The sequence below is a fragment of the Dactylosporangium sp. NPDC049140 genome (assembly GCF_040648435.1).
The window spans coordinates 103,353-121,495 of record NZ_JBEZDS010000013.1 but is presented as its reverse complement, the minus strand read 5'-3'; the positions used below and the strand labels follow the sequence as shown (position 1 = coordinate 121,495).

The following is an 18,143-nucleotide window of genomic DNA, read 5'->3' as shown; positions in this document are numbered from 1 at the left end:
CGCCGCGCGTGAGTAGGGCGCTGTGGTAATGCAAGCAATGCGTCGAAGCCATATAGTCCCTGCGTGACCGAGATTCGGGTCGATGTCGACCTCGAGCACCCACCCTCCGTGGTGTGGCGCGCACTCACCGAGGCCCACCTCGTCACCGACTGGCTGCCGACGACCCGGTTCATGGTCCGCGACGACGGCACGTTCACGTTCCAGACCGCCGAGCTCGTCGGCCTCGAGGACCCGATCGAGGGCCAGATCGTCACCGTCGAGGCCCCGCACCGGCTGGTGATGCGCTGGGAGGCCAGCAACCTGCACACCGTGGTCGCGGTGACGCTGCACGAGCACGGGGACGGCACCCGGTTCACGATGACCCAGAGCGGGTTCCTGGGGCCTCAGGGGACCATGCGGCGACGGACGCTGCTCATGACGTACACCTCCCTCTTCAAAGGCCCGTTGACCGCGACCCTGGCCAAGATCGCCGCGGCCCCCGAGCCCGAGACCCCGGCGCCGAACGCCCCCCGGCGCAACGACGGCGGCCCGTTCAACCGCCTGCGCACGCAGCGCAACGCCCCGAGCCGCTCCGCGCCCGGCCTGAGCTCGCAGATGCGCTCGACGGCCGGCCCGCGCCCGACCACGCCCGTGCCCGGCTTCGCCGCGGCGGTCCTCGGCGCGCGGGCGACGGGCGTGGCCAAGGTCGCGGCGCCGGCCGCGGCCACCCCGGCCGTGTCGCGGCCCGAGGCGATACGCACGGCCTGGCTGGGGGGAGCGCGGCCCAGCCGTGTCCGTTCGGTCGTGCGCGCGGCCTGGCAGCGGCTCGTGGGCGCCCGCGACTGGTCCGCCGACCGGCGCAGTCAGGCGGTCGCGACGGGTGCGGCGGTACTGCTCCTGCTCGCGCTGGCCGCGATCCTCATCGGCAAGGCGACCGCCGTGCACCCCGCGGGCCCTCCGCACACCGGCGGCGAGAGCGCCGGCCCCGTGCAGGCCACCGTGCCCGGGGCGGCCGTGGCCCCCACGCCCTCCGCCTCGCAGCCGATCGTCTCGGCCGCCTCGCGCTCGCCCGCCCCGGCCCCGGCGTCGACGACCGCCCCGCCCCCGTCGACGCTCGCCGCGGCCCAGCTGGCGGCCGCGTACAAGACGGAGGACCTGACCCTGACGTCGTACCGCGTCACGGTCACGATCACGAACCCGGCCACGATCACCGCGTCCGCCTGGGAGCTGGCCATCCAGCTCCCCCTGCTGGACCTGAACGTAACGAACGTCTCGGGCGCCGTGATGGCCCGCTCCCAGGGCCACATCTCCTTCACCCCGTTGGACGCGAACCGCACCATGAAGCCCGGCGCCACGACCACGGTCCGCTTCGACGTCGACGGCCTGGGCGTGCGCAACGAGCCGTTCACCTGCACGATCGACCGCCAGACCTGCACGGGGATACCGGGATGAAACTGGGGCGCGGAGGAGCTACTCTTGATCGGTCGCACCGTGGTGGCGCGACAGCCAACACCACCCCGCGCGGGGGTGACTGGTTTCGACTTTGTTTGTGGCGATAGGGGAAGCGAGCCGAGGAAGCCGACGTTGTCTCGTGAATCAGTCGTCGGAAAGTTATAAGCGCCAATTACAAGCGCTCCGATCTCGCCCTCGCTGCCTAAGCCAGGTCCGAGATCTGTCGGTCTGGGATTGCCTTCGGCCCAATAACCGGCATCAGCTAGAAGGCTGGCCAACCGAGTCCGGTCACGGGGCTCGTGCGGTGAGATTAATTGTGGCTGGGCCCGTCATACCAACTCGCTCGCGTGATTGGTAGGGCCGAGTAGAGGCATAGCGAGCTGCGCTCGGAGAAGCCCTAACAAAGCGACGAAGGACCCGGGTTCGATTCCCGGCACCTCCACTGGAGATCAACTTCGGCGGTTCCACCCGATGGGTGGGGCCGCCGAAGTGGTTCTCGGCTCGTCCTGCCTGTGGGCGGCCGATGGTTCTATCGGAACTCAGGCGACGCGCTGTCGGTCGGCGTCGACAATGTGGCGGTGTCCGATCCGATGGTGTCGTTCGCTCGCACGCTGGGTGAGCGTGGTGTTCGTGAGGACCATGCTCGGGGGATGGCGGGCTCGGCCGTTTGTGCGGTGCGATACGTCGACATCGACTACCTCCGCGAAGATGTTGCCCCTGAGCATCGAGGTCCTCGTCGTATCGTCGACGAGACGGACTGGGGTCGGCCCTCGTGGCGGTATGACGGATTCGACTCCATCGACTTCGGCGTTGAGCTGGAATGCGTTGACGGCCGGGTCTTCAGCGTGACGTGGCAGTCGCCGGGCTGGACCGAGGGGCTGGTGTTCTGGGAGCAGCCGCTGATCGGCAACGCTGTGCTTCCCGACGCGGCGGTGGCGGTGTGGGACGTGACGCGTCGAAGCGGCTGGGTGGACTTTGTCGGCGAGGCTGTGCGCGATGTTCGTCTTCATTACGAGCCTTGGGACGACGGATTCTGGTGTCCAAGCGCAACGATCAGCTTCGGACCCGGCGACGTACGACTCCTCCTGGGCGAGGTGCGTGCTCCCGACTGGCGCCTCGGGCCGTCCGCCGACAACATCGCGGTGATCTTCCCCTGGTCACCGCTGGCGTCATGGCGCGGAGCAGGTCAAGAGTGACGAGACTCCGTCACTCCGGCGGGTTCAAGTAAGCCATCGTCGGCCCGGCCGCCGATCTGCACCCGCCAAGGACGGCAGCCTCATCGATGACCGCTGCTGGTTCCTTTGCAGCGGTTCAGACCATGGTGGGGTCCATGGGTGGCAGGGATTGCAGGCGGGCGGCGTCCCGGCCAGGCGGTGCGCCGAACAGGCGACGGTATTCCCGGCTGAACTGGCTGGGGCTGTCGTAGCCGACCGCGTGGCCCACCGCCGCGATGTCGTGGGAGTCCACGATCAGGCGGGTGCGCGCCTCCTGGAGCCGGATCTGCTTCAGGAACTGCAGCGGGCTCATCGCGGTGACCGCGCGGAAATGGCGGTGGAAGGAGGTGATGCTCATCCCCGCGATCTTCGCCAGCTCCTCGATGCGCAGCGGCTCGGCGTAGCCGGTCCGGATCCGCCGGATGGCCCGGGCGAGCTGGGAGAGGTGGCTGTCGGCGAGGCCGATCTGGCGGATGGTGGCGCCCTGCGGACCGTTGACCAGGCGCCAGAGGATCTCCCGCTTGATGGGCGCGGCAAGCACTGGGATGTCCTCGGGGCGGTCGAGCAGGCGGAGCAGTCGCACGACCGGGCCCAGCAGGTCGTCCGTGGCGTTGCTGACTGTAATGCCGGAGGCGTCGGTGCGGGGGGCGTTCGGGGCGTCCAGCAGGAGGGCGGCGATCGTGGCCGGGTCCAGGGCCAGGCCCATGCCGAGGAACGGCCGGTCCGGGCCGGCCCGCAAGACGTGGCCGGTGACTGGGAGGTCGAGGGAGATCACCACATACTGTCCCGGACCGTAGTCGAAGGTCTGCCCGGCGAGGATTGTGCGCTTCACGCCCTGGGCGACGATGGCGAAGGACGGTTGCGCCACCGCGCTGAGGGGCTCTGTCGGAGCGTGCGACTCCATGACCATCACACCGGACAGCCGGGTCTGCCGGTAGCGGCCGGCGGCATGCCGGGAGATAAGGGTCCGGAGCTCGTCGAGATGATCCACGATCGTTCGATCGTTCCACGCTTGGCAGGATTAGGCAAGAAGGTGGAAGCATTCGCCTACCGGCACTGTCAAGGGCGGGATGTACTGGAGGCAACGCGGGAACAAGCAGAACAGGAAGGCCAGTGGAGCATGTCTCTGGATTCGTACGTTAGCCTCGGCCGGTCGGGACTGCGGGTCAGCCCATTGACTCTGGGCACCATGACCTTCGGCGAGGACCACGGCTGGGGTGCATCGGTCGAGGAGTCCGAAGCGATCCTCGCCGAATACCTGGAGCGCGGCGGCAACTTCATCGACACCGCGAACATCTACACCAATGGGCACTCGGAGAAGATCGTTGGCGACTGGTTCGCCGGCCGACCCGGTCGGCGCGACAGGGTGGTCATCGGGACCAAATTCTTCGCGAACCTATTCGAGGGCGACCCGAACGGCGGCGGCGCCGGACGAAAGTCGATCGTGGCCGCCCTGGAGAACTCGCTGCGCCGACTGCAGACGGACTACATCGACATCTACTGGCTGCATAACTGGGATCGCACAGCACCGATCGAGGAGACCCTGAGGACCCTCGATGACCTGGTCACGGCCGGGAAGATCCGTTACGTCGGCTTCTCCGACCTGCCCGCCTGGAAGGCCGCCGAGGCGCAGGTGACGGCGCGGCTGCGCGGGTGGGCGCCGGCGATCGGCCTGCAGGTCGAGTACTCACTGCTGGAGCGCACCAGTGAGGGTGAGCTGATTCCGATGGCGCAGGAGCACGGTCTTGGCGTCATGCCGTGGAGCCCGTTGAAGAGCGGCATGCTGTCGGGGAAGTATTCGCGCCGCCGCCCCGGCTCGGTCGACACACTGCGCGGCGGGTTGGTCGGCGGGCCGAGTGAGAAGGACTACGACGTCATCGACGTCCTGGAGGACGTCGCGCAGGAAGCCGGCATCACTCCCGCGGCGGCCGCGCTTGCCTGGGTGCGCCAGCGGCCGGGCGTGACCTCTACGCTGGTCGGCGCGCGCCGGGTGGATCAGCTCCGGGCCAACCTCGCCTCACTGGACGTGCACCTCACCGACGTGCAGATGGCCGCGCTGAACGAGGCGTCGGATCCGAAGCTCAACTTTCCGGCGGAGAACAACCGGCTGCTGGCGCCGTCGCTCGCCTTCGCCGGCGCAACCGTCGATGGCTTGCACACCTCCGTGCTGCCCATGCTGGCGGCCAGCTCCGTCCGGTACTGACCACGATCGACTGCGTAGCCGTGTTCACGTGCGGCTCCCGGTCGTCGGCGCCGAGGTGGAGCCGATGGATGAACGTTCTGCTGAGCGCCTGGCCGTTTCGTAGATAGGCCTCAGTTCGTGGGGTCTGTTCGTCTCGACCTCGCCGAGCCGCATCTGATTGTGCCGGCAAACACGCCGCCCGACAGCCCTCACGTTCTCCTGCCGTACGGCAACGCCCTCCAGGCTGCTGACGAGGAGGCGCATCTCAGCACGCTCATGCCATGGCTACGTCCGGAAGGCGAGGGCTGGATCTACCTGACGCTTCACGAGGTAGTGGAGCAGGCGGCGCGAACGACGCGCACCGTCGTCGAGGTCAGAGTGAATGGCAGCGTCGCTGGCAAGCTCACTCCCAAGATGAGCGGCGAGTACCTCCCGGCGATCCGGCTGCTGGCGGAGCAGGGAACTGTTGCGGCGGCAAGGGCCATCGTCAAGGGCAACCGGATCAAGGCCGATATCGTCCTGCACGCAGCTCGGGCGAATCAGCTGTCTGCTGAATGGTTGGACAAAGTTGTGGCGCGGCCATCGCCGGCACCCGCCGCCGCAGCGGAAGCGGATTTCGCCCCTACAGCCGGCGCGGCTGACTTACCAGCACTGGCCCAAGCGGTCGAAGAGACAGTGACTTGGCGATTCAACCCGCCGCCTTGCATCGGGCCGTCGCCGGGCGGATGGTGGCGGCCCCCGAGGCGGTCCTCGCACGGGCGGCGGACAACCTCGAACGGCTGCGCGTCGTGCATCCCACTGGGATGACAGCGCTATGGCTGGACCGGTGGCGGGGGCTGTTCCGGGATGGTGCAGAGGCGGTGCTCGAAAGGCTCACCGCGCTCGATGCGGAAGCGACCGAGCTCCGCCAGAATTCGCCGTTCGCCGGTGTCCTGACGGAGGAGGACCGGCAAGTTGTGTTGGCAGCCTCCGCCACGTGGTGGCGACTGGAGCGGGCCGCGTGAAGCGAGAGCAGCTGGAGCATGTCCTCCGAGCGGCGTCGCACGTTGTCGGTGAGGCGGAGATCCTGGTTATTGGAAGCCAGGCCATTCTCGGCGGTTCCCGGAGGACCGCCTTCCACTCGCGGCCACGGCCTCCATGGAGGTTGACGTCGCGACGAACCGCCACGAAGCCGTGACCACCTCCGCCGCCCCGAACGGACCGTCGCCCCACAGGGCATCTTGAGCCTGCAGGGCGCCCTCGATCGCCTCATGGAACCTGGCCGCTGACCGGACGCTGCCAGCGGACGCCCCTTGAATCCACGGGTGGATCGGTGCGCGGCGGGCTCTCGCCGGCGTCGAGGACGGCTCGGCGACCGCTGAGGGACCGCGTGGACGATCGACATCGCATAGCCTTGCCACCATGCACCGCAGTCGATTGGTGGGTGTCGTCTTCGACACGCCGGCCGCGCAGGTCGGCCTGGAGGTGGACTTCTGGTCCAAGGCGCTGGGCACCCCGACCTACTCGCCTCCCGGCGAGGAGCAGTTCACCGCCCTGGTCGGCGCCGTCCCCGACCTCTTCACCGTCGTCCAGGCGGTCGGCGACGACGCGCCGCGCTACCACGTCGACATCGAGACCGATGACCTGGCGGCAGAGGTGGCCCGCCTGACGGCGCTCGGAGCGGAGTCGCTGACTCGCTGGAAGGACGCCTTCGCGATGCGCTCACCGGGCGGGCACCTGCTCTGTGTGGTGCCCGTACACAGCGATCCCGAGACGTTCGCCAGAACAGCTCACACCTGGCCGTGACGCAGCCGCGCGACTCGACGCCGCTGCGGTGCACGGCGGCGTAGAACACCGCGGCCGCGGACTGAACTGGCCGCTGACAATCGTGGAGCTAATGGAGCGGGTGGGCCCGCTAGCCTTCGAGCAGGCCGCGGAAGCGCTCCTCGTCGGCCCTCTTTTGGGCCTCCTGCCTGGCCTTGCTCAAGGCCATTATGTTGATCCTGGGGTCCTTCTTGTCGAAGATCGCCCGCTGGCCGTCGGGGCGGACGAGCAGCGGTACCTCGCTTCCGATGGCGACGTCGACGGTCTCGCTGTGCTGCTCGACCTCGAGCCTGGTCGACTCGCCGTTCGGCGCGGTGAACTCGACGACGTAGTTGTGCAGGTGCGACGGCGGGCCGACCACGTGGCCCTCCACCCGATTGTCATATGACTTCCGGATCCGGGAGTCGAGTACGCGGCCGGTCGTTCTGATCCAGTTGCGGCGGAAGAACATGGGCGCTCGATTCTATGGATAGATCGATGACCGGAGCGTTGGTTGTCGGCCCGAGCGGTTGAGCGATCGTAAGCGATCCGGCGTCTCGCCGGCGACCACCTCCTGCCCGGACCGCCACCCGATGGGTGGGGCCGCCGAAGCGTGTTTCCGTGTGGGCAGTCAGGCGGGTTCGAGCTGACTCAGGCGGCCAGAAAGGCGAGGACCTTCGGCCAGCTGTCGATGCGGGCCGCGGCGTCGGCTTCGCGGGTGCCGCCCATGTTCCTGGCCACGGTGCCCGGGGAGGGCTGCGACGTGCCCGCGGCGAGGTACGGGAAGCTGCCGACGCCGTGGCCGGCGTTCGGATAGACCAGGGCCTGGTGCGCGGTGACGTGGGCGTCGTCGAGGTGTTGCATGATCCGCTGCGCCTGCGTGTCGGACTGCCAGATCCGGTCCCGGCCGCCGGCGACGGCGAGGACCGGACCGGCCACGTGGGTGACCGGGATGGCGGTCCGCGGCACTGGGACGCCGCCGATGGTCCAGGCGTTGCCACCCCCGGGAAAGCTCGACCAGACGGTGTCATTGGGCGCGTACAAGATGGCGCCGCGGACGAGTTCGGGGTAGGACTCGGCCAGCAGCAGCGCCGCCTCGGAGCCGCGGGAGTAGCCGTTCACCACCACCGCACCGGGATCGGCCCCCGGCTGCGCGCGCAGGAGCCGTGCCGCCGTCGCGAAGTACTCAAGCGGTATGTCGCGCAGGGTTTCCGGCAGACCGGGCACACCGAAGTAGCCCAGCGCTACCGAGGGATAGCCGTGCGAGGCGAGCAGCGCCGCATCGTACGTCCGCCCGACACCGCCCTCAGAACCACCGAGAAGCAGCACGCCGGGGCGGCGCACGGCACCCGGCGGCGGCAGGAACAGGACTCCGGCTGCCCCGTCGACGCCGGGCGTCAGGGTGCGGTGGGTCACGCCGGTCGTGGTCCACTGCCTGGTCAAGGTGCGCGCTGCGATCTCCTGGCCGGCCACGGTCACGGTCAACCGGACCTCGAACGCCGCGGCCGCGTCGGGGTACCCGGGACTGAACCACGCCTCGTCCGGATCGCCGGTCGGCGGCCGCATCGACCAGAACAGGCCCATGCCGTCGGCGCCGCCGTATGAGCCCGACACGGGCACGGACCGATCGAGGTCGACGACGCCGTGGCCGTCCGCCGCGAAGGTCGCCTCCCCGCGCCAGCGCCGGCCCTGGGCGTCGGCGGCCAGCGACGCGACGGTGACGGCCTCGCGGGCCCGAACGCCCGACACTCGCACATGCACGGGCTGGTCAGCGAGGGCGACGGGGGCGTCTACGTCGATCGTGGCATGCGTCGAATGCCGCTCTGAGTACGCGACGGCGCCACCACACACGACCACAATGGCGGTCAGGCCCAAGACCGAACGGCGAACGCCCACGCGCAAATGATAAAGGTCAATCTTCGAGCGATGTCAGCGTTTCGCGCAGCCATGCGAGCTCGGTGCGCGTCGTGGCCGTCGCGATCCTGAAGAGTCCCTGCCGGAACGGATCGTCGAAGTCGGCGGCGCGTAGCGGCCGGTCGCCTTCCCAGAAGAAGCTCGCGGGCTGGGTCAGGAAATGCAGCCGCCGCCGCAGTACCGCGGCCTGCGCCGGCGGGTCTTGCAGGTGGCGCAGGAACGCCAGCAGGGCGAACCACCGGTTCTCGTCGGTGATGTCCAGCTCGTCGGGCGTACGGAGGCGGTCCAGGAAATTCGCCTTACCGTCAGCGGTCAGCGCCAGCATGTGCCGCGGCGCGGCGGCCTGGCCCGGCTGGAGCTCGCGCACGAGGAGCCCGGCCCGCTCCATGCGCTTCAGCAAGGGATACAGCGTGCCGTCGGCGATAGGCCGAACGTGGCCGGCGAGCGCGGCGATGCGCTTGCGCAGCTCGTAGCCGTGCAGCTGTTCGTCGTACAGAAAGCCGAGGACCGCGAGCTCCAGCATGATCGACATCATACCCTCTTGCCAAGGTACCTCGACGCCGAGGTATCTTGACGGCTATGCACAGCGTTGAGGTGTTCACCGACGGATCCCGCCTCCGGTGGGTCGAAGTTCCCGGCATCAGTCCCGCCCGCGTCTACCTGCACGGCCTTGGCGCGAGCTCGGCCCCCTATTACGCGGAGGCGATCGCGCATCCAGCTTTGGCCGGCCACCGATCGCTGCTGGTCGACCTGCTGGGCTTCGGCATCAGTGACCGGCCGGTGGACGCGTCGTACAGCCTCGACATGCACGCCGACGTGCTGGCGCGCGCCCTCGGGCTGATCGGGGTGCATCAGGCTGACGTGGTCGCCCACAGCTTGGGTGGTGCCGTCGCGACCATCCTGGCGACGCGTCACCCGGAACTGGTCCGCCGGCTGGTCCTCATCGACGCGCCGCTCGATCCCGCGCCGGGCCTGCCCACCGTCAAACGTCCGGGCAGCTCCGGCATCGGGGTCTACCGGACCGAAGAGGAGTTCCTCGACCACGGTTGGGACGAGACACTGAAGTTCGTCGGGCCGCATTGGGCGGCCACCATGCGGCAGGCCGGACCGCAGGCGCTCTACCGCACTGCGATGAGCCTCCTGCGCGGCACCGCTCCGACGGTCCGGCAGCACCTGGAGGCGCTACCCCATCCCCGCACCGTGCTGTACCCGGCGGCGGACGGACCACGCCCCGGCAGCGATCGGCTCGCAGCCGCCGGCGTCACGGTTGTAGCGGTCCCCGACTGCGGCCACAACATCATGCTCGACAACGTGGATGGCTTCGCCACGGCAGTGCGCGCCGCGCTGCACGGCTCGGGCGCCTAGTGGTGGACGACGGCGTCCCCGAGTGCCCCGTACGGGCGGGTCGCGTTGCCGCAGGAGCCCTTCGTGCGTTCGGCCGAGACGGTGAGCATGCGGACCTTGCTGAGGTCGAGGTCGACGGGGACCGACCTGGAGCGGCTCACGGTCTCGGTCAGGGCCGCCTTGCCGTCGAGCTCGATGATGAGCTTGGCGGTGACGTCGGCGGGGGCGGTGACGTCGAGGCCGGCCGTCGCGGTCAGGCGGTGCCAGTTGCCGTCCAGCTGGTAGGTCGCGGTGGCCGGACGCCCCTCGCAGCCGACCCAGAATCCGGTCGAGTCGGGGAAGTGCCGTCCGTTGAGGGTGCTGTCGAGCTGCTGCCCGGAGGAGCCCACGTCGCTCGCGGCGATCGGCATGCGGTGCAGCGGGCGGTCGGCATCGTTGGATGCCTCGCTGTCCGAGCGGACACGGTCGAGCCAGGGGACCACGGTGGCGCCGGCGCATATCGCGACCAGGCCGACGACGGCGGCGACACTGCCGAGGGCGGTCAGCGCCCGGCCGGCCAGACGCGGGACCGAGCCGGGGCCCGGGTTCGCGACCGCAACGGTGCCGACCGGGTGGACCTGGAGCACCCGGTGCCAGGTCGCCGCGTCGATCGGGCCGGCGTAGTTGTGGAAGTCCTGGCGCCTCAGCTGGAACGAGGCGGACAGGTCGAGGAAGCTGTTGGTGGTCGCGCGCCGGTCCCAGGCGTGGGTCGGGATCTGCACGTGATCGTGGCGCTGGCTCTTGTCCTTACTGGTGATCTTCAGGACGTCGAAGTTCTGCCCGTCGCCGCGCAGCACCAGGCAGGGGCGGACCTTCTCGCCCTCGGTCTCGCGGAATGGCACCGCGGCCCACCAGATCTCGCCGGGCTGCGGGTACTGCGGCGTCCGCCGCGGACCGCGACCCTGCATCGACCGGCCGGCGAACCAGCCGACCACCCCGGCTACGAGCAGCACGATCCCGGCCGTCAGGACCCAGTTCGCGTGAATGTCTTCCTCCCCGTGGCGTACGTCGATCAGGGCGCCGAACCGGGATCATCGCAGAGCAGGCCGGAAACTGAAAGGTGTGGATTGGAGCACCTCTATGCGCCGGCCGGAGCTGAGACGAGTGGCTCGGCGCCGCCGGGACGGGCGCTTGCCGAGTAGGCCATTGTTGGCTCCACCATTGGCGCCCGTTTGCGCAGCGCAGGGGGCGCTTCGCTTTGTGGTTCCGGATTCTTCGTGCACGCTCCGCTTGCTCCCCAGCGCGGGGCTTCACCCACCCGCGTCCCCCGGGAATCTGCGCCGTTGTCTACGGCGGGCGTTGCCTGGCGTCCGGGCGGTTGTCGCCGTACGGCCCCTGAACTGCCGGTCTCCCTTCCGGGGGTGGGATTCGGCCCCGCTACGCCGGGAATGCGCTACCGTATCCGCGCGGAAGCCCGTTCTGGGTCGAGCGGTACCTCCGCAATTCTTGTGGTTGACGTCATCTCATCGACCTGGACACCCCTGTGACACGGTAGCCTTGTCGCAAGCATCGCAGCGGAGGACGAGTACGACATGAAAAGCAACGGTCCCGCCCCCGAGCCGCGGTCCCTCCGGGACGACGATATTCCGCTGCACCTTTTGCTTGCCGTGCGGGACGAGGAGTCGGCCCTGGCCAAGTCGATCCGGAGGGTGTCCGATGCCGCTCGACGGAATCCCGCAAACTCGGTCGCTGCGTTCAACAACTACATCTGACGCCGTCGAAAATGCTCGTGACCAGCCGATCAGTCAGGTTCTGCTGAAGATCCACAGTCGCTGCAATCTGTCTTGCGACTATTGTTACGTATACACTCATATCGATCAAAGCTGGCGAAATCAGCCGACCGTGATGTCGGATCACGTGATCGATCTGGCCGCCCGTCGCATCGCCGAGCACGTTGACGCCCATGACTTGCAAGCGGTGACGGTGATCCTGCACGGCGGCGAGCCACTGCTTGCCGGACCGGCCGTGATCGAGCGCGCGATCACCGCCGTGCGAGCGCAGGTGCGCCCCGAGACCCGCATCGCCCTGCACGTGCAGACGAACGGGCTGCTGCTGGACGACGAGTTTCTGCGCTTGTTCGCGCGCTACGGCGTGCGGGTCGGAGTGAGCCTCGACGGCGGCCCGGTGCACAACGACCGCCGCCGGGTATTCGCCAACGGACGGGGCAGTTACGCGGACGTGGCGGCTGCGTTGCGCAGGCTCGCCGCGCACCCGGAGCGGTACGGCGGTATCCTGTGCACCATTCATCTGGACAATGAACCGCTGGCCGTCTATCGGGAACTGTTGTCGTTCGCGCCGCCGCGCATCGATTTTCTGCTCCCACACGGGAATTGGACCACGCCTCCGCCCGGAAGGGACCCGGAAACCGTCGAAACGCCATACGCCGACTGGTTGATCCCAATCTTCGATGAATGGTTCGACGCGCCCGCCCAGCCCATCGGCATCAGGCTTTTCGAGTCGATACTCGATCTCCTTCTCGGCGGGCCCAGCGGCACGGAGGCGCTCGGCCTCGGCCCGATCGATCTCCTCATTGTTGAAACGGACGGATCGATCGAGCAGGGTGATGCTCTGAAAACCACCGAGTCCGGCATGGCGGCGACCGGGTTGCATGTGCGTTCGGCCACCTTCGACGAAGCGCTGGCCCATCCCGGCTTCCGCGCCCGGCAGGCCGGGATCAATGGGCTCTCGGCCACGTGCCGGACCTGCCCGGTGGTTCGGGTCTGCGGAGGCGGGCACTACGCGCACCGGTACCGGGCCGGCAACGGTTTCGACAACCCGTCCGTCTACTGCCCGGACCTGATGCGCCTGATCCGTCACGCGCAGCGGCGGCTGACGGCGCGGCTCACCGCGAGCTGATGTGGCTCACAGCTGCGACAGATCGATCTCGCAGTCCCAGCGCTCGAACCCGGCGATCGCCATGGTCATCGGATGGTCCCGGCCGAGTGATCGGACCGCGAGCGCATGGATGTCGGACCGGAAATCCTCGAGGCCGTCCGTGTCCGCAAGGGCGGCCCGGCTGGCCGCGATGTTGCAGCCGGCGACCAGCCGCTCCGGATGGGCCGTGCCCAGCACGCGCTCCATGCGGGCGAACGCGTCGAGCTCCAGCTCCAGCGCTCGAGCCGGCTCTCCGGCCGCGAAACGGGTGTTCGCCAGGATGATCATGCACTGCAGCACGTAGGGGTAGTCGGGCCCGATGATCGCTGTCAGTCGGCTCAACGTGTCCTCGGCGGTGAACCGTGCCGCGTCGATCTCGCCGGCTCGGCGGAGCACGACGGCCAGATTGCAGGCGGCCCCGAGCGAGAACAGATTCTGCGCGCCGAACTTGTCGCGGTGCCGGTCGACGCACTCCTGCTGCAGCCGAAGCGCCTCGGTCTGGTTCCCGAGTGCCGAGTACGTCATGGCGAGCGTGTTGAGGCAGTTGAGCCGGTCCGGGTGATCCAGTGGCCGATTCGCCACGAATGCATCGTGGACCAGGTCCCGGGCGATTCCCAGTTCGCCGAGGCGGCGATGGGTGGCGGCCAGCTCGACGGCCGACCGCAGCGTCGTCGGATCGTCCTCGCCGAGCAGGCTTCGGCAGCCGTTCAATGTGCTCTCCAGCAGCCGGCGCGAGGCGCGGTAGTCGCCGCTGAAGCGCATCGTGCGGCCGTAGCTCACCGCCGAGAACAGCGAGTCGGGGTGCCGGTCGGACAATGTGCGGCGTCGCCCCGTGTAGGCGCTGGTGTGGAGGCGGAGCGCCACTGTGTAGTCGCCCATCCGCTCCAGATGTACCGCAAGGTTGTTCATGGCCCGGTAGGTCCGCCGGTGCTCCACCCCGAACAGGTCGATCGAGTTGTTGAGCGCCTCCTCCAGCAGGGCACGGGTGCGTTCGAAGTCACCGCGCGCCCACAGGTCGGCGGCGAGGCCGGCCATGGACATGATGCTGTACTGGTTGCGCGGCCCGACCGTCGCCATCAACCCGGCGTACGCCTCCTCGCTGAGGTCGCGGCTGCGGTTCAGGTCGCCCGCCGCCCGCAGCGCATTGGCCAGGAAGACCTTGGCAATGAGCGCCTTCTCGTCCTCGGCGGGCCACTGCGACGACCAGACCCGCAGCGCCGCGTCGCCCAGTTCGGCGCTGCCGATGAAGTCCGAACGACGATAGAGGTATCGAATCACATCGAGGATCAGCTGGCGGGTGGCGTCGACGGTGGCGTGGAGCGCGTCCGAGGTCACGACGTGCGGCCAGAGGCCGTCCCAGCGGTCCCAGGTCTCGGGCCGGTCGGAGTCGCCCGGGGCCGCCTCCACCAGGATTTGGTGGACCTGGCGGCGGTACACGTCGGCGACCTCGATCGGCAGACTTTCACGGATGACCGCCAGCACCAGGCGGTGCATCTGCAGGCTCTCGTCGACCTCGTCGAAGCTCGCCAGGCCGAACCGGCGCACCTCCGTGATCAGGTTGCCGAACGCCACGTCGTCGCGCAGCGCCGGGTCCTCGCCGGCGACGAAGTCGATTAGGTCATGGCTGTAGAGCAGGGACGCGGGCACCGGCTCGGGGCCGAAGAAGGCCAGCAGCTCGACCAGCCGGGCGGCCCCGGGCGAACGTTCCCGCAGCTGGTCCAGCGACAGTAGCCAGGTGATCGCGCCGGCCCGCTCGTAGCCGGCCGGCGGGTTCTCGGCGAGCATGCGTGACAGTTGGTTGTCGACCAGCGTGAGGTAGCGCTCGATCGGCATCCGGGTGGCGGCCAACCACGAACCGGCCTGTTCGATGGCGAGCGGCAGGTCGCCCAGCCGCTCGGCGATGCGGTCGGCCTCGGCGGGGCTGAGCGCGGGCAGCCGCAGCCGCAGCAGGTCGATGCTCTCTTTCCGGCTGAACGGCATGATCTCGATGCTCTGCACGGGCACCGGCCAGGCCGGGCTGCGCGACGTGATGAGCACGTGACCCGAACCGTCCGGGATCAGGCCCTCGAGGTCGGCCGGATCGCGGGCCGAGTCGAAGATGACGAGCCAGCGGGCGTACGGTCGCCCCTGTCGCAGGGCGTCGAGCAGAAGACGAATCCGCTCCGCCGTGGTGTCGGTGGCGGGCACATGCAGTTCGTCGGCGAGGTCGACCAGGTTGGCGCGGACGATGCCGCTCTGGGCGGCCGGCACCCACCACACCGCGTCGTAGTCGGCGGCGAATCGGTGCGCGTACTCGGTGGCGATCTGGGTCTTGCCCACGCCACCGAGGCCGCTGATGGCCACCGGCACGGTCGAGTCCGAGCGGGGTGACAGCTGCTCGCGAATCGCGGCGAGCACCTCACGGCGGCCGGTGAAGCTCACGTTGCGCAAGGGCAGGCGTTGCACGGCGGGCGGGTTGCCCGGAAAACGGGGCTCGCCGAGCGCCCCGGCCCGCGGCTCGCTGGCCGGCCAGTTGAGCGCCGTGAGGAGGGCGGTGCGCGCCCGCTCGGCCGTCATGCCGGACAGCTCGATGGCGCCGAACCCCTCGAGTTCGGTCGGCGGATTGGTGCCGTCCAGCGAGATCGGCAGCACCGCCGGCCGGCGCGGGCCGGTGCTCGCCGAGCCCCGCAGCCAGCCCGTGCTTCCCGCCGGGATCTGATATGAGGCGGACACCAGCACCGCGATGAGGTCGATGTGCGGGTCGGACTCGGGCGCGGCCGCAATGGTCTCGCGGAGCACCGTCGGCAGACCGACCTCGTTCAACACGCCCGAGACCCACTCCGCCCACATCCGGTCCTCGGCGGCGTGGCTGATGAGTACCCGGGTCATCGCCCGCGGCCGGGTGCGCTCGAACTTCGCGAGCCAGAAGCGCCGTACCGACTCCTCCATGGGCGTGATGTCCGGCAGCCGAGCGGCGCCCGCTATCCGGCGGGCGAGCCGCTCATAGGCGGCGAGCAGCGTGGTGGGCTGGCCCGGCCGGTCGCCGAAGACGCTGAGGATCTCCTCGTACGCGTAGTACACCCGGTACGGGATCTCCATCTCCGCCCAGTACCGCGTCATCGCCTCGATGTCGAAGCCGTCGAGGAACTGGGCGAAGCGCAGCCAGGCGTAGTCGCGCCCGGCATCGAGCTTGCCCTTCTCGCCGTCCTCCACCCGCATGGGCACGGGGAGCTGGCGGACCGGTGTGTCGACGCGCTGGTTCTGGATCGATCGGGCCACCGTGACGGCCCCGTCGATGCTCTGCGTACTGAGGGTGAAGCAGTTGACCACGAGATCGGGCAGCAGGACGGTGCAGATGCCGGCGCTGTCACTCAGCCCGGTGCGGCTGTCGATCAGAACGAAGTCGTAGAGCTCGCGCATGTTGTCGCGCAGCGCGGTGAGGAACGCCGCGCCGCCGAGCCCGTCGTAGAAGCTCGGCCAGTCGAACGTGCTCACCGTTGCCGAGTACGCCGGGCCTTGCCGGCCCGCGGGCAGCAGGTCGAGCTCCCCCTTTCCGCCGGCGAACCGCCAGTCCAGCGAGACCGCATAGCGCCGCACATCGGCGGCCGGCAGGTCGCGGGGGTCCGGCTGATGGGCGGCGACGTCGGCGTACTCCCGGATCAGGTCGATGACCCCGTCGGACGTGTGCAGCTGCGGGTCCTTGAGGAACGGATGGAAAAACCGGTGCACGCCGGGCGACTCGAGGTCCCAGTCGACGACGAGCACCCGGTGTCCGGCGCTGGCCAGGATCCAAGCCACGTTGGCCACGGCCATCGTGCGCCCGGTGCCGCCCTTGTAGGAGTAGAAGGTGACGACCTGGCCGCCGCCGTGCTGGTCCTGGGTCATCGTTCCCCTCTCAGGGTCCCTCGAGGATCGGGCGGGCCATTCCAGAGCCCGCCGGTGGGGACGGCACGCCGCCCCGGGCGGCGAACACGCGGTTGCGTGCGGTCTCAAGGACGATCTGCAGGTCTTCGTCGAAGGCCCGGTGCGACAGGATGTCCTGGCGGTAGGCGAGCGAGTCACGGGTGGCGATCCGGTCGAGGAAAACGCTGCGCAACCCGTCGGACAGCAGCCGCCAGCGCTCCTCGGTCTCGGAGTCCTCGGTGTTGCGGGGCACCAGCGCGGCGGCGGCCGTGCGGCGTTCCTCGTGCCGCTCCAGCGCCTGCCGGTACACGTCCATCTGGCTGGCCCAGGCGTCGACGAGCAACACGATGATCCGGGCGCCGCCCTCTGAGTCCCCGGCCCCCGCCGAGTTCAGCGATATCGACGACGCGCCGGCCGTAAGACCACGGCGGGCGGCGATCTCGCGGGCGTATCCGGCCAGCGGCACGGTGTGCGTCGACGCGTACGGTATCCAGTCCACCGACCGCTCGCCGTAGAAACTTACGTCCTGGCGCACCCGGCGAGCCTCGTCGCGGTTCGGCGCGGCGACGATGAAGTGCACATCGTCAGGCTTCGGAGGGCTGGGCGGCCTCTCGGCCTCCGACTCCGGGTGGAACGCGCTCGGGGCGGATGCGAACTCGGTGCGTTCCGAAATGGAAAGGGGCGGCAGCCGGTTCACCTCGGCGTTGTCGACGACGTGCTGGGCCAGCAGGGAAATGGCCTCGAGGTACTCGTCGCGGTAACGGGTCAGCCGCATCAGCTGGCGCAGGCCGTCGCGCCGGTACGCGGCGCTGAAGTGCTCCTGGTCGTACTGGACCCGCTGCACGGCCGGCGGCATGCGTCGCGGCGGCAGCCACAGCGCCGGCAGCAGCGCGGTCGAGCGGCGGCCGGACCGCTGCTCGAACTGGTCGCACCGCTTCGCGAAGAGGTGCCACTCCTGGCCGCACGGCTCGCTCAGGATGTACCGCGGCGAGCACAGGCCGATGAACGTGGTGCACGTCGCCAGCGCGTCGACCAGCTCCTTGGACCAGATCGTCCCCATCTCCATGTTGCGGTCGAAGAAGCCGACGTTCTCGCCGCTGTGCAGCCCGGCGCGCACCCGCACCTCGCCGGACAGATCTTGGAAGAACTGCTCGACGTACGGGTCGTCGTCGCTGCGGGCGTAGCTCAGGAAGAAGTACGGCGGCGCCGCGGCTGGGCGGGCCGGTGGTGAGGCGGGCAGGCCGATTGAACTCATCGGACGGCTCCGCCGTACGAGTGACCGTACAGATGACGCAAGAACACGCCGAAATTGACATTTGCGGGAAAACCCGCGACATACGGACCGCACACCATTGGGCGCCCTGACTGGTCGTCGCCTGGCGGTGCGGACATGGCTGGAACACATCCCCGAAACGGTGGTCAGCAGACGGCGGTGCGGGCCCGGCGATGGGCTCGAGTCGGCCCCGCCGTCTCATCATGCC

General features: G+C 69.2%; 15 protein-coding genes and 1 other RNA gene. 9 read left to right on the top strand and 7 right to left on the bottom strand.

Features of this window, described 5'->3' with window-relative positions:
- The first annotated feature begins 63 nt into the window (after positions 1–63).
- The 3 genes from AB0B76_RS22720 (at position 64) to AB0B76_RS22710 (ending at position 2,627) form a co-directional block, all read left to right on the top strand.
- Complete coding sequence (locus AB0B76_RS22720; RefSeq protein ID WP_360378329.1) at positions 64–1,431, top strand: SRPBCC domain-containing protein; 1,368 nt, start codon at positions 64–66, stop codon at positions 1,429–1,431.
- Positions 1,432–1,502: 71 nt separating this feature from the next.
- Positions 1,503–1,876, top strand: a transfer-messenger RNA (tmRNA) gene (ssrA, locus tag AB0B76_RS22715).
- 133 nt (positions 1,877–2,009) lie between these two features.
- A complete protein-coding gene (locus AB0B76_RS22710; protein ID WP_360378327.1) occupies positions 2,010–2,627 on the top strand; it encodes a hypothetical protein in 618 nt (205 codons plus the stop codon).
- Positions 2,628–2,742: 115 nt separating this feature from the next.
- Here the strand turns inward: AB0B76_RS22710 and AB0B76_RS22705 are convergent, their stop codons facing one another.
- On the bottom strand, positions 2,743–3,636 hold the full coding sequence (locus AB0B76_RS22705; protein WP_360378324.1) for an AraC family transcriptional regulator: 894 nt from the start codon (positions 3,634–3,636) through the stop codon (positions 2,743–2,745).
- Positions 3,637–3,765: 129 nt separating this feature from the next.
- Here AB0B76_RS22705 and AB0B76_RS22700 point away from each other — a divergent pair, with 129 nt between their 5' ends.
- From AB0B76_RS22700 to AB0B76_RS22685, 4 genes are all read left to right on the top strand, one after another.
- Positions 3,766–4,848 carry an aldo/keto reductase gene (locus AB0B76_RS22700; RefSeq protein WP_360378579.1) on the top strand — a complete coding sequence of 361 codons (1,083 nt, stop codon included), beginning with the start codon at positions 3,766–3,768 and terminating at the stop codon, positions 4,846–4,848.
- A 117-nt stretch (positions 4,849–4,965) separates the two neighbouring features.
- Positions 4,966–5,634 carry a hypothetical protein gene (locus AB0B76_RS22695; RefSeq protein WP_360378322.1) on the top strand — a complete coding sequence of 223 codons (669 nt, stop codon included), beginning with the start codon at positions 4,966–4,968 and terminating at the stop codon, positions 5,632–5,634.
- Between the two features lie 53 nt (positions 5,635–5,687).
- Positions 5,688–5,831 carry a hypothetical protein gene (locus AB0B76_RS22690; protein ID WP_360378320.1) on the top strand — a complete coding sequence of 48 codons (144 nt, stop codon included), beginning with the start codon at positions 5,688–5,690 and terminating at the stop codon, positions 5,829–5,831.
- A gap of 397 nt (positions 5,832–6,228) precedes the next feature.
- Positions 6,229–6,612, top strand: a complete 384-nt coding sequence (locus AB0B76_RS22685; RefSeq protein WP_360378318.1) for a VOC family protein — start codon at positions 6,229–6,231, stop codon at positions 6,610–6,612.
- 109 nt (positions 6,613–6,721) lie between these two features.
- On the opposite strand, the gene AB0B76_RS22680 is transcribed toward AB0B76_RS22685, so the two are convergent.
- The 3 genes from AB0B76_RS22680 to AB0B76_RS22670 form a co-directional block, all read right to left on the bottom strand.
- Positions 6,722–7,003, bottom strand: coding sequence for a hypothetical protein (locus AB0B76_RS22680; RefSeq protein ID WP_360378315.1), 282 nt, complete (start codon positions 7,001–7,003; stop codon positions 6,722–6,724).
- A 257-nt stretch (positions 7,004–7,260) separates the two neighbouring features.
- Positions 7,261–8,370, bottom strand: a complete 1,110-nt coding sequence (locus tag AB0B76_RS22675) for an acyl-CoA thioesterase/bile acid-CoA:amino acid N-acyltransferase family protein (protein ID WP_360378313.1) — start codon at positions 8,368–8,370, stop codon at positions 7,261–7,263.
- 151 nt (positions 8,371–8,521) lie between these two features.
- Entirely contained in the window at positions 8,522–9,046 is a 525-nt protein-coding gene (locus AB0B76_RS22670) for a PadR family transcriptional regulator (RefSeq protein WP_360378310.1), read from the bottom strand.
- A gap of 56 nt (positions 9,047–9,102) precedes the next feature.
- Here AB0B76_RS22670 and AB0B76_RS22665 point away from each other — a divergent pair, with 56 nt between their 5' ends.
- Entirely contained in the window at positions 9,103–9,888 is a 786-nt protein-coding gene (locus tag AB0B76_RS22665) for an alpha/beta fold hydrolase (protein ID WP_360378308.1), read from the top strand.
- Here AB0B76_RS22665 and AB0B76_RS22660 read toward each other — a convergent pair.
- On the bottom strand, positions 9,885–10,859 hold the full coding sequence (locus tag AB0B76_RS22660) for a type II toxin-antitoxin system PemK/MazF family toxin (RefSeq protein WP_360378306.1): 975 nt from the start codon (positions 10,857–10,859) through the stop codon (positions 9,885–9,887). The two genes, AB0B76_RS22665 and AB0B76_RS22660, sit on opposite strands and share 4 nt — an antisense overlap.
- Positions 10,860–11,562: 703 nt before the next feature.
- Here AB0B76_RS22660 and AB0B76_RS22655 point away from each other — a divergent pair.
- Positions 11,563–12,762: an FxsB family cyclophane-forming radical SAM/SPASM peptide maturase gene (locus tag AB0B76_RS22655; RefSeq protein ID WP_360378303.1), complete on the top strand. Its 1,200-nt coding sequence runs from the start codon at positions 11,563–11,565 to the stop codon at positions 12,760–12,762.
- 6 nt (positions 12,763–12,768) lie between these two features.
- Here AB0B76_RS22655 and fxsT read toward each other — a convergent pair whose 3' ends face one another.
- Both fxsT and AB0B76_RS22645 read right to left on the bottom strand, forming a co-directional pair.
- Positions 12,769–16,644: an FxSxx-COOH system tetratricopeptide repeat protein gene (gene fxsT, locus AB0B76_RS22650; RefSeq protein WP_360378301.1), complete on the bottom strand. Its 3,876-nt coding sequence runs from the start codon at positions 16,642–16,644 to the stop codon at positions 12,769–12,771.
- Positions 16,645–16,654: 10 nt separating this feature from the next.
- Positions 16,655–17,917 (bottom strand): TIR-like protein FxsC, encoded by a 1,263-nt coding sequence (locus AB0B76_RS22645; protein ID WP_360378299.1) that lies wholly within the window; start codon positions 17,915–17,917, stop codon positions 16,655–16,657.
- Positions 17,918–18,143 lie beyond the last annotated feature (226 nt).